This window comes from Saccharothrix sp. NRRL B-16348 (assembly GCF_001280085.1).
Taxonomy (GTDB): domain Bacteria; phylum Actinomycetota; class Actinomycetes; order Mycobacteriales; family Pseudonocardiaceae; genus Actinosynnema.
The window spans coordinates 20640-31776 of the sequence record NZ_LGED01000272.1 but is presented as its reverse complement, the minus strand read 5'-3'; the positions used below and the strand labels follow the sequence as shown (position 1 = coordinate 31776).

Genomic DNA, 11137 nt, shown 5'->3' with positions numbered 1-11137 from the left:
GACGACGGCGGCCTCGGAGAACGTGATCACGCCGTCGAACGCCTCGGTGGCGTGCCACTGCTTGGCGGCGGCGATCATCTCGTCGATGTTCTTCGACCCCACCAGGCGGTAGTGGTCGGCGGGCCAGAAGTCCTCGGTGCCCTCGCCGTTGAGCACGTACAGGTCCACGCCCAGGTCCTGCACCTGCCGGTAGCGCGAGTGGTAGTACTCGAGGTACTGGCGGGTCTCGATGGTCAGCAGCTTCACGGTGGGTCGCCTCCTAGCTCACGCCGTCGAGAGCCGCCTGCTGCCCGGTCGGCGCGTGCGTGCCGGGCAGCGACGGGAACCGGAACGGCCGGATCTCGGCCGGCATGTCGTCGCCGATGGCCAGGTCCACGCCCTGCGCGGACACGTCGGCCGCCACGTCGACCAGGATCGGCGCGGCGCACGCGAGCAGCGTGCGTGCCTCCAGCAGCAGGTCGCCGGGCTGCGTCGGCGCCTTGCCGTTGCGGCGGTGGTCCACCGAGTCGGCCAGCGCGCGGAGCCGTCCGAGCTGCGTCACGATCGTCTCCGCGGCGCGGCCCATGCTGAACCCGGGCAGGTCGTAGCACAGCCGGAACCGCTTGAGCACCGTCGCCGCGCGCCAGCGCCCGGCCTCGGTCGTCGGCAGCGCACGGGTGCCGTCCACCCCGACCATGGCCAGCGCGATGGCCTCGGCCAGGTCGTTCCACGGCGTGATCAGGCGGCGCGTGGTCGTCGAGTGCAGTGACTCGCGGGTGAAGTTCGCCCGCTGGAACTCGGGCCCGGTCAGCGCCAGGTAGAACCGCACCAGGTCGCGCGGCACCTCCGCCAGCAGGTCCGCGCTCCAGATCAGGTGGTTGCGGCTGGTGGAGAACTCGCGCTCCAGATCAGGTGGTTGCGGCTGGTGGAGAACTTCTCGCCGTCCAGGTCGTAGAACTCGTTGCAGACGTTGGACTCCGGCGTCGTGTACTTGTCACCGTGCGCCAGCAGCATCACCAGGTCGACCAGACCCCAGTGGTAGACGTTGTCGAAGCCGTGGAAGTACACCAGCTCCGCGTCGTGGTCCGCTCGCCAGAGCTCGTCCACCTCCGTCGTCGGCCTGCCCAGCTGCGTCGCCGTCCACCACGTGGCGTACATCGAGGCGGGCATCGCCTCGACCCACGGGTAGACGATCTGGCCCGGGGTCTCCGGGAACGGCGCGGCGATGCCCCACGTGCCGGGGATCGTCACCGGGATGTCCGGCAGCGGCTTGGACAGCAGCTCGCTGATCAGCTGCCGGGCGTGCGGCCGCCAGCGCGGCGTGCGCGCCGCGTAGTAGGACGTGAGCCGCTCGCGGTAGTCCTCCATCGCCAGCACGAGGATCTCGCACTCCCGGAACACCACGGTGTCGCTCGGGTCGATGGTGTACTTCGGGTCGAGCAGCTCGTCGAAGTTGTTCGGGTGGCCGCAGTTCTCGCACGCCCCGCCGCAGCTCGCGGCCAGGCAGGACGGACAGGTGCCGGTGACGAGCCCGTCGTAGAGGAACGCGCCCGCATTGCGCGCGTACGGCAGCTGCACCTTGCGCAGCTGGAACCGGCCGGCGGCGTGCAGCTCCTTGAGGAAGTCCAGCACCGTCGTCCGGTACCGGTCGTCGATGGGCGGCAGGCCCGGCATCAGCGTGCCCATCGCCTCGAGCGACCGCTCGATCTTCGCCATCGACGTCCGCACCAGCTCGTCGGGCGCCAGGCCGCGCCGGTGCGCGGTGGACACCACGTAGCTCTGGCTGTCGTCGGTGCACGTCGTGTAGAGCACCTGGCGACCGGTGGCGCGCAGGTAGCGCGCGTACACGTCGCCGCCCAGGTACGGGCCCGACATGTGGCCGACGTGCAGGTCGCCGTTCGACGTGGGGGTGGCGGCGACGACGATCGCCGGTCGGGAACGGGTCGTCACGAGGCGGCTCCCCCGTGGCGGGCGGCGAACTTCCCGGCCAGCTCGGCGTCCCACCAGATCGCGTAGAACTGGAAGTCCTCGGCGCCCTTGTTGACGACCTGGTGCTTCTCGTGCGGCGTGAAGTGCACGACGTCGCCCGCCTTGAACGGGGTGGCGCCGGCCTCCGTGATGATCTCGGCCTCGCCGGTCATGGCGACCCAGATCTCGTACTCGTGGTGGCCGTGCGCGCCCGACTCGGCGCCGGGGCGCACCACGCACCACGAGCCCTCGAACGGCGCGTTGACCAGGTCCCAGGGCATCAGGCGCTGGGCGACCAGGCCGTTGTCGAGCTTCAGGTTGTCCCGGTCCAGGGTGCGGATTTCCATCATGGTGACGACTCCTCTCGGGTCAAGCGGGTTGGGGTGCTTCGGCGAACAGCTCGTCGGTGACGCGCTGCGCCACCACGGGCACGGGTGCGTCGTCCAGGTCGGCGACGATCTCCGCGGCCCGGATCGCCAGGACGCTGATCAGCGAGTCGGCGATGCCGTGCGTGGCCTCGTTCACGCCCTGCAGGTACACGCGGGCGGACACCGCGTCGGGCAGCTGGAGGCGGTAGTTGCGGGTGACGGAGAAGTCCTCCTGGCCCACCTCGGCGGCCATCGCGCGGACCAGGGTCGGCATCCGCTTGTCGAAGCCGGTGCCGAGCATCACCCGGTCGCAGCGCAGCTCGCTGCGCTCGCCCGTGCGGCGGTCCAGCAGCGTCAGCACGACCTCGTCGTCCACCAGCGCGGTGTCCACGACCTCGGCCATCGTCACCATCGACAGCCGCTGCGTCCCGGTCAGCTTCTCCAGGTACATCGTGTGGTACAGGTTGTCCAGCATGGTCGGCGACAGGCCCGCGTAGTTGGTGCGGTGCATCTCGCGCAGCAGCTGCGTCCGCGCGTCCGGCTGCGCCTCGTTGAACTTGTCCACGAACGACGGGTAGAACAGCTCGTTGGTGAACTTGCTGCTCTCGTAGCCGTTGAGGCCGATCGAGCGCATCACCATCGTCACCTTGGCGCGCGGGAAGGTCTCGTGCGCCGACCACAGCATTTCCGCGGCGCTCTGCGCGCCGCCGACCACGACGATGCGGTGCTCGCCCTGCGGGTCGAGCGCGCCGATCCGGGTCACGAACTCGGTGCTGTGCACCACGCGTTCCCGGGGCAGCGCCGCGAACTCCGTCGGCAGGTGCGGGTCGCGGCCGACGCCGATGACCAGCGTGGCGCAGGACACCGTGCTGCCGTCGGCGAACCGCACCAGCCACCGGTCGACCGAGCCGGTCTCACCGTGCTGCGGCTCCACGGCCACCGCGCGCCGCCCGTGCTGGAGCCGGACCTTCGTCAGCGACCGCGCCACCCACGCCAGGTAGCCCGAGATCTCCAGGCGGTAGGGCGTGAAGGTGCCGAGGTTGATGAACTCGTCGAGGCGACCCGTCGAGTGCAGGTAGTTGACGAAGGAGTACGGGCTGGTCGGGTTCCGCAGCGTCACCAGGTCCTTGAGGAAGGACACCTGGCTCTGCGACCACGGCAGCAGCATGCCGCGCTGCCACACGATGTCGTCGTGCTGCTCCACGACGAGCGCGCGGGCGGCGAGGTCGGGGGACAGCTCCTCCAGCGCGACGGCCAGGGCCAGGTTCGCGGGGCCCGCTCCGATCGCGAGCAGTTCTACATCCTGGTGGTCCAACACAGTCTCCAAGCCTTGTCGGGCGGCGCCGCGGCGGCGGTGCCGGCGTGCGGGACGTGCGGACGGGGCGCGGGTGCGCGGCCGGTCCGCGTCGCCGGGTGCGGATGCGCACCGGCGTCGGGAAGGTGGGTCAGGAGGTGGGTCGCACCAGCGCCACGACGTCGTCGACGGTCCGGGCGGCGTGGAACGCGCGCAGGTCCAGCGACACGTCCAACCGGTTCTCCAACTGGGCCAGTGCGTCCAGCGAGCTGATGCTGTCCCACTCGTGCCGGGCCAGCACGGGCTCGCCGCGCAGCACGTCGACGCTCACGTCGAGCGCGCCGGCCAGGATCTCCAGCACGGACTGCTCCACCGTGGTCTCGGTCATCGGGCTACCTCGTTCCCTTCCAGCAGGTTGATCCAGGCGGGCGCCTCGGGCAGCCCGGCGTCCAGGGCCAGCGCGTGCGCGCCGTCGCCCTCGGCGGTGAACCCGGCGTCGGTCCAGAAGCCCTTCGCCAGGCCGTTCTTCTTCGACGGCACGTACCGGCCGCGCAGCGCGGTGGCGCCCGCGGCGTGCGCCTGGCGGGCGAGCCACGCCGCGATCGCCAGCTCCACGCCGCGCCCCAGCACCCGGCAGCTGAGGACCAGGTTGTCCACGTGCCACTCGACGCCGGAGCGGTCGACCCACGCAGCGCCGATGACGCCCTCGTCGCCGAACCGGTCGGCCACCGCGAATGTGACGACCAGGTGGTCCGGGTCGGCGATGCGGCGCCCGGTCTCGGCCTCGTCGAACCGCAGGCCGGTCAGGTTGAACTGGTTGGTGCGGGCGGCCAGCTGCGCGACCCGCGCCACCGAGAACCCGTCCGCCTCCTGGACGACCAGCCGCACGTCCAGCGCGTGCAGGTAGTCCTCGGACGAGCCGAAGCCGCCCGCGAAGTCGTTGCGCAGCGTCCGGCTGCGGTACAGCTCCGGCCGCGCCAGGTCGGTCTCGGTCAGCTCCGCGACGTCGAACCAGCCCTGCGCCAGCAGCGTCCGCACGATGTGCGCGGGGTCGCCGTCGGCGGGCAGCACCACGACGTCGGGCAGCTCCTCCTCGACGTGGCCGCGTTCGAACGGCGAGTCGTCCAGGAACACGAACGACCCGGTGGCCAGCCCGAGCGCGGACGCCGCCTCGCGCAGGTTGCCCGCCTTCGGCGACCAGTTGACGGCCTTGGCGGAGAACGCCTCCGGCCGCAGCAGCACCTCCGGGTGCGCGGTCAGCGCCTCGTCCACCAGGTCGGCGTCGTTCTTGCTGGCCAGCACCAGCACCACGCCCTGGTCGCGCAGCCTGCTCGCGGTGCGCTGCACCTCGCGGTAGGCGTTGCCCGGGTACAGGCCGCCGAGCTGCACGCCCTCCGCGCCGACCTCGCCGAGCACACCGCCCCACAGCGTGTTGTCCAGGTCCAGCGCCAGCACCTTGCGGGACAACCCGCCGCGGGCCTGGGCGAACCGCCGGACCTCGCGGGCCAGCAGGGACAGCGCGCCGTCGGTGTACGGCAGGTCGCCGTAGCGGTGCAGCCGGTCGTCGCGCGCCGGGAACGGCGAGTCCGCGAGCACCGACACGAGGTCGGTCACGGCCACCTGGCGGTGCTGCGCGGCGAGGTCGAGCAGGCCCTCGTTGAGCTTCGCCCACGCCTTCGACAGCGCGGCGCGCGCCCGCCAGCTGATCACCGAGTCCCGCACCTGGGCGGGCAGCGGCACGGTGTGCAGCAGCACCGTCGCGGTCGACCGCTCCACCGCCGACAGCACCAGGCCGCGCAGGTCCGCCAGCCGGGCTTCGAGGTGCCCGGCCAGGCCGTCCACGTCCGTGGCGGCCCAGTCGTGCGGCAGGAAGCACGTCTCGTCGAGCAGCAGCGCGACCACGTCGACGCCGTCGAACGGATCGGTGGCCAGGGTCAGCTCGAACATCCCGTACGGGCCGGGCACGAGGTCCGGCAGCACGCCCGCGGACACCAGGCTCGCCCGCAGGATCTGCTCGTACGACCCGATGGTGCACGTCGCGAGCAGCGCCACCCGCAGCGGCCGCAGGCCGTCGGCGTCTTCCAGGCGTGCCAACAGCTTGCCCGCCTTGCGCAGCACGAGCGGGTCGGACACGAGCGCCAGCCGCGTCAGGTCCGCGGGTGACGGCGCGCGGCCCTCGGCCACGGCCGCGCGCAACGATTCCAACAGGTCAGGCCGGTCGCTCATCAGATCCGCACCAACGTGCAGTACCAGCGCATCCCGATCGAGATGCCGCACAGCGCCACGACGTCACCGGACTTCACGTCACCGCGCTCGATGTGCTCGCCGAGGCAGAAGAGCTGGTCCGCCGCGCCCATGTGGCCGTGGCTCAGCGACAGCTCCGCGTTGGTGTGCTCGACCGTGACGCCGAACGGCTCCGCGACCTCTTCGATCGTGTCGGTGGAGTCGTTGATGTAGATGACGTGCTTCAGGTCGTCACGGGTCAGGTCGGCGCGGCGCAGCGCGTTGTCCACGGTGTCGGTGATGCGCTGGTTCAACGTGGCGACGAACTCGCGCAGCTTCGCCGGGTCCTTGTCGAAGTGCGCCTGGATGCGGGCGTGCCCGGGAGGGGCGTCCTTGGCGGTCCAGCCGTCGAACGGGAGCGGGTTGGCCGCGCCGCCGACCTCCGTGCGGAAGAAGTCCGACAGGTCGGGGTCCACGAACTGGTCCGTGGCCAGCCACTTCACGCCCTCGTGCCCGCGCTTGAGCACGGCGGCGACCGCGCCGTCGCTGTGCACGGCGTTGTTGACGTTCATCCGGTTGCGGTGGAACTCGCTGACCCGGTTGACGGCGATGAACAGCACCGTCCGCAACTCGGGCTGGAGCGCGAGCAGCCCGGCCACGTAGCCGAGGCCCGTGACGCCGCACGCGCAGCCCTCGGTGAGCAGCAGCGTCTGCGTCGTGCCCTCGACCTTGAGCCGGCGCGCGACGGCGGCCGACGTGTCCCAGTGGTGGTAGTCCGGCACCTCGGAGGCGGCCACCACGACGAGGTCGACGTCGTTGGGGCCGAGGCCGAGGCGGTCCAGCGCGTCCTGCCCGGCGAGCGTCGCCAGGTCGGTCGCGGTCACGCCGTCCGGCGCGCGGTGGAACGTGTGGTAGCCCCAGCGGACGACGCGTTCGGGATCGCCCACGTAGTCACCGGCCGTCTGCGCGACGTCCTGGTCCTCGCCGGTGGCGTACCCGAAGCCCGCGACTCCGAAATCCACGAGCTGGCTGGCCATGAGCACTCCTGTCCTGTGGCTGCTTTTCGGCACGTTTCAGGCCGACCTCGGAACATTTGTCCCGACGGCCGGATAAAGGTTGAGCAAAAAGCAGGGGGAATATGCGTCGTGGACGTCACCCCTGGCGTCCGCGACGCGCTGACCTGCATGGATGGTGCGGTGAAAAGCAACCCTGGATCGACGAGCCCAGTCGGTCGGATTGCTTGGTGAGCGACGCACCGTCGTGGTTAATTATTTACCGCCGGCGCGCCGGAAGCAATATTCAGCGACCGCTTTTCGGCGGTGAGCTGATCGGGATTTCCGATGGCTGCGATAAGCTCCGGCGCGCGGTGGCGTAGCGGACCAGCTCCACGAGCACGCCGGCGGGCTTGGGCGCGTACAGGTACTGCACCGCCATCCCGTCCCGCGCGCCGCGGCACGGCTCCGCGTCCACGAGCGCGAAACCGTTGGCGCGCAAGCGGGACGCCTCGGCTTCGAGGTCGTCCACCTCGAACGCGATGTGGTACAGCCCCGGTCCGCGCGCGAGCCGTCCGGCCACCACCGAGTCCTCCCGGACCGGCGCGACCACCTCCACGGCCGGCGCCGCGAGGTCCGCGCCCACCTGCCAGAAGTCGCACGACACGCCGTAATCGCCCGCGACCCCGCTGTCCACTTTGGACAACCCGAGCACGGTGAGCAGCGCGCCCACGCCCTCGGGGTCCGCGGTGAGCAGGCCGACGTGGTCGATGCCGAGGATCATGACGCCACCAGCTCCGCCGCCGCCCGCCGGCTCGCCGCCAGCACCGTCTTCGCCGCACCGCCGCTGCCGCCGGTGAACGTGGACACCCCGTCGCCGACGCGCACCAGGCGCAGCCCGCCCGGCGAGCGGTAGCAGTCGAACGACGCCACCACGCGGTCCGCCGCGACCTCGCCGGCGGCGACACCGAACCGGCGGCGGGCCGTGTCGAGCACCCGCACGGCCAGGTCGTCGTCGGGCGTCACGCCGTCGGGGTCGACGTCCCAGCGGTCGCACCCCATGCCCAGCAGGAACGCGCCGTCACGGGCCGGTCGCCCGTACAGCCCGGTCCGGTCGTCCACGAACGACGCCACGCACGGGATCGGCAGCCGGTACAGGCCGTACTGTATCTGCTTGGCCCGCAACGGCTCGCCGCCGACCAGCCGCGGCGTCCACGCGCCGGCCGCGACGACCACCGCGTCGAACGCCGTCACGCCGGCGGAGGTCCGCACCGCCGGGCCGGGCAGGACTTCGGCAACCCGTTCGGTCCGGACGTCGCCGCCGTGCTCGGCCAGCCACCGCAGCACGTGCCCGCGGAACCGGTCGGGGGAGAAGTGCCCGGCGTGCCGCTCCACGACCCCGGCCGCGTCCGCCGGGAGGTCGCGGAACCCGAAGCGCCGCGCCAGCTCGACACCGTCCACGACGGACGCGGAACCCGGCAGCGCCGCCTCGACGGCGTCCAGCGACGGCGTGACGTCGTCGGCCGTCACGTACACCGACCCGGTCTCCCGGTACCCGGCCCAGTCCCGCACCCGCGCGTCGGAGCGCAGCTCGGCCAGCGACTCGGCCGCGTCACGGGCCGCGTCCGCGTCCACCTCGAAGCCGCGCACCAGCCCGCCGGACGCACCCGAGGCGTCGTCCGCGCCGGGCGCGTACACCGTCACGTCCACGCCGGCGTTCCGCAGCCGCCAGGCCAGCGCGGCGCCCGCGACGCCGCCGCCGACCACCGCCGCTCTCACCCGTGCCTCGCGTGCACGGCGCGGCGCAGGTCGTCGGTCATGTCCGCGCCACGCCGGCGCAGCGGCAGCGGCAGGTCGTCCCGCGCGAACAGCTCCTCGGCCGGCGCGATCGTGCCCGGCTCCGCCGCGTAGCGCGGGTAGAGCCACAGCACGAGCGTGTCCAGCACCTTGTCCTCGCGCAGCCGTGCGACGTCCACGATCTCGGTGAAGAACCGCTGCACGTACGGCGCGGTCAGCTCCCGCTGCTCGGGCTGCCAGAACCCCTCGGCGGTGGACCACAGGCGGTAGCTCGACAGCTCGGCGTCGGTGGTGATCGCGCGCCACGCGGCCTCCTTCGCCTCGACCGTCGGGATCGCCGCCCGCGCCTTCACCGCGAACTGCTCGGTGTGCGTGCTCGGGTCCGCCGCGTACGCCTCGTCGATCTCCGCTTCGGTGAACGCGCCCAGCACCGCGAGCCGGTAGCGCACCCGCCACGCCAGGTCGGTGTCCAGCTCCAGCCCGGCGGGCAGCGGCACGCCGTCCAGCCAGCCGCGCAGCTCCGAGGTGTCGGCGGTGAACTCCACCAGACCCCGGAACAGCGCCAGGCCGAGCTCGTCCTCCGGCGCCACGCGCGCCAGCCGGTCGCGCGCCGCGTCCGCCACCGCCTTGAGCAGCCCCGGTCGCAGGTCGGGGTCCAGCAGCCGGTCGGCCACGTCGATCCGGGCCTGTTCGAGCACCTCGATCACGATGGACAGCTCGGTCTCGTAGCCGAGCATCCGCGTCACCAGGTCCAGGTGGTCGGTCGCCGGCACCGCGCCGTCCACCACGCCCTGCAGCAGCTGCGCCCACACCATCGCGCGGTTGATCGGCGCGAGCGTCGGCAGCACCTCGGGCAGCGCCCGGCGGGACGCGTCGTCGTAGCGGATCTTCGCGTAGGTCAGGTCGTTCTCGTTGAGCAGGAGGAACTTCGGGGCCTTGCGGCCCACCAGCTCGGGCAGCTCGGTGCGCTCGCCGTCCACGGTCACGCGGACCGTCTCGTGCGCGTCGCCGTACAGGCCGATGTCGATCGTGTGCGGCCGCAGCGCCGGGTGCGACTCCGGCGCGGACTGCGTCACCGCGAACGACGTGATCACGCCGTCCTCGACGGTGAAGTCCGGCGCCAGCGTGGTGACGTTGGCGGTGCCCAGCCAGCGGTCCGCCCAGTCGGTCATGTCCCGGCCGACGGCCTCGCCGATCGCCGCGTTGAAGTCCGCGAACGTCGCCGCGCCGTACGCGTGCCGGGCGAAGAAGATCCGCAGCGCCTCGCGCATCGCGTCGTCGCCGATGTGGTGCGCGAGCTGCCGCAACGCCGACGAGCCCTTGAAGTACGAGATCCGGTCGAGGTCCAGCAGCGCCGACATCGCGTCCGCGCCGTCGATCCACACCGGGTGCGTCGAGGGCCGCTGGTCGGCGGTGTACGCCTGGCCCTTGCGGCGGGCGGAGAACGTGGTCAGCGGGCCGGTGAACTCGGTGACCTCGCTGGGCACCTTGTGCGCCAGGTAGTCGGCGAACGCCTGGCCCAGCCACAGGTCGTCCCACCACTTGTTGGTCACCAGGCCGGCCCACCACATCAGCGACAGGCCGTGCGCGATGACCACCGCGCGGGTCTCGTGCTCGCTGCGCGGCGCGGGCGTGCGGAACAGGTACAGCTCCTTGAGCAGCACGCACCCCGGGTGGTCCAGCGACAGGTAGCTGAACTCCGGCGCGAAGACCTGGTCGAACCGGCCGAACGGGTAGCGCACGCCGAACAGGCGGTGGAACTCGTCGAGGCACTGGGCCGTGACGTCGAAGACCTCCTGGATGTCGGCCTCCAGCGCCTCGGCGACCGACGCCCGGCAGTAGACGCCCAGCGGCACGCCGTCGTGCACGGTCTCGAACGACGCGTACGGCCCGGCGACGACCGTCGTCAGGTACGTCGCCTGCGCCACCTCCTGCACTACCCGCCAACGACCGGGCGCCGCCTTCGTGGCCGCGCCCGTGCCGAGGACCGTCCACTCGTCGGGGACGGTGAGGTCGAACGTGAACGGCGCCTTCAGGTCCGGCTGGTCGAAGCACGCGAAGATGCGCGGAGCGTGGTCGAGGAACACCGCTCCGTACACGTACACCCGGTCGTCGGCCGGGTCGACGTAGCGGTGCAGACCCTTCGACTCCCGCGAGTAGGCCATGTCCGCGACCACGACCAGCTCGTTGGCGGCGGCCAGCCCGGTCACCGGCAACCGGCCGTCGACCAGCGCGGACACGTCCAGCTCGCGGCCGTTGAGCCTGGCCTCGAGCAAGGACTCCGGCTTCACGTCGACGAAGGTCGACCCGCCCTCCCCGGCGGCGAAGGCGATTTTCGTCGTCGACCGAAATACTTTCCCATCGCCGGTCAGATCCAGGTCCACGTGATACGAGTTGATCTCCAACAAAGCGCCCCGGGCGGCTGCTTCGGATCGAGTCAAACTGGCCATGCGGCGACCCCTCCTGCTTGTTAAGGAGGATCGTAAACACGACTTGTGCGACGTCAACGGCCCAAT

At 71.7% G+C, this 11137-nt stretch carries 10 protein-coding genes and 1 pseudogene; all 11 read right to left on the bottom strand.

Annotated features, from left to right (window positions below; translation table 11 throughout):
• Nucleotides 1-246, bottom strand: a pseudogene (locus ADK67_RS47170) (ATP-grasp domain-containing protein); the annotation flags it as partial.
• Nucleotides 247-259: 13 nt separating this feature from the next.
• Complete coding sequence (locus ADK67_RS54985; protein ID WP_269436192.1) at nucleotides 260-823, bottom strand: hypothetical protein; 564 nt, start codon at nucleotides 821-823, stop codon at nucleotides 260-262.
• A gap of 26 nt (nucleotides 824-849) precedes the next feature.
• On the bottom strand, nucleotides 850-1929 hold the full coding sequence (locus ADK67_RS54980) for a class I tRNA ligase family protein (RefSeq protein ID WP_269436191.1): 1080 nt from the start codon (nucleotides 1927-1929) through the stop codon (nucleotides 850-852).
• Nucleotides 1926-2294: a cupin domain-containing protein gene (locus tag ADK67_RS47160; protein ID WP_053723167.1), complete on the bottom strand. Its 369-nt coding sequence runs from the start codon at nucleotides 2292-2294 to the stop codon at nucleotides 1926-1928. The genes ADK67_RS54980 and ADK67_RS47160 overlap by 4 nt, the downstream gene beginning before the upstream one ends.
• Nucleotides 2295-2316: 22 nt before the next feature.
• Nucleotides 2317-3630 (bottom strand): lysine N(6)-hydroxylase/L-ornithine N(5)-oxygenase family protein, encoded by a 1314-nt coding sequence (locus ADK67_RS47155; protein ID WP_053723166.1) that lies wholly within the window; start codon nucleotides 3628-3630, stop codon nucleotides 2317-2319.
• Nucleotides 3631-3760: 130 nt separating this feature from the next.
• Nucleotides 3761-3997, bottom strand: coding sequence for an acyl carrier protein (locus tag ADK67_RS47150; RefSeq protein WP_053723164.1), 237 nt, complete (start codon nucleotides 3995-3997; stop codon nucleotides 3761-3763).
• A complete protein-coding gene (locus ADK67_RS47145) occupies nucleotides 3994-5835 on the bottom strand; it encodes an HAD-IIIC family phosphatase (RefSeq protein WP_053723163.1) in 1842 nt (613 codons plus the stop codon). The genes ADK67_RS47150 and ADK67_RS47145 overlap by 4 nt, the downstream gene beginning before the upstream one ends.
• Nucleotides 5835-6869 (bottom strand): 3-oxoacyl-[acyl-carrier-protein] synthase III C-terminal domain-containing protein, encoded by a 1035-nt coding sequence (locus ADK67_RS47140; protein ID WP_053723162.1) that lies wholly within the window; start codon nucleotides 6867-6869, stop codon nucleotides 5835-5837. The genes ADK67_RS47145 and ADK67_RS47140 overlap by 1 nt, the downstream gene beginning before the upstream one ends.
• Nucleotides 6870-7131: 262 nt before the next feature.
• Nucleotides 7132-7608: a VOC family protein gene (locus ADK67_RS47135; protein ID WP_063797957.1), complete on the bottom strand. Its 477-nt coding sequence runs from the start codon at nucleotides 7606-7608 to the stop codon at nucleotides 7132-7134.
• A complete protein-coding gene (locus ADK67_RS47130; protein WP_053723161.1) occupies nucleotides 7605-8603 on the bottom strand; it encodes an NAD(P)/FAD-dependent oxidoreductase in 999 nt (332 codons plus the stop codon). The genes ADK67_RS47135 and ADK67_RS47130 overlap by 4 nt, the downstream gene beginning before the upstream one ends.
• Nucleotides 8600-11071 carry an aminopeptidase N gene (gene pepN / locus ADK67_RS47125; protein WP_053723160.1) on the bottom strand — a complete coding sequence of 824 codons (2472 nt, stop codon included), beginning with the start codon at nucleotides 11069-11071 and terminating at the stop codon, nucleotides 8600-8602. The genes ADK67_RS47130 and pepN overlap by 4 nt, the downstream gene beginning before the upstream one ends.
• Nucleotides 11072-11137: the final 66 nt, after the last annotated feature.

Excerpts from the sequence above, each read along its gene's own strand:
- ADK67_RS47160 (WP_053723167.1), bottom strand. The coding sequence starts at position 2,294 with ATGGAAATCCGCACCCTGGACCGGGACAACCTGAAGCTCGACAACGGC.
- ADK67_RS47150 (WP_053723164.1), bottom strand. The coding sequence starts at position 3,997 with ATGACCGAGACCACGGTGGAGCAGTCCGTGCTGGAGATCCTGGCCGGC.
- ADK67_RS47145 (WP_053723163.1), bottom strand. The coding sequence starts at position 5,835 with ATGAGCGACCGGCCTGACCTGTTGGAATCGTTGCGCGCGGCCGTGGCC.
- ADK67_RS47140 (WP_053723162.1), bottom strand. The coding sequence starts at position 6,869 with ATGGCCAGCCAGCTCGTGGATTTCGGAGTCGCGGGCTTCGGGTACGCC.
- ADK67_RS47135 (WP_063797957.1), bottom strand. The coding sequence starts at position 7,608 with ATGATCCTCGGCATCGACCACGTCGGCCTGCTCACCGCGGACCCCGAG.
- pepN (WP_053723160.1), bottom strand. The coding sequence starts at position 11,071 with ATGGCCAGTTTGACTCGATCCGAAGCAGCCGCCCGGGGCGCTTTGTTG.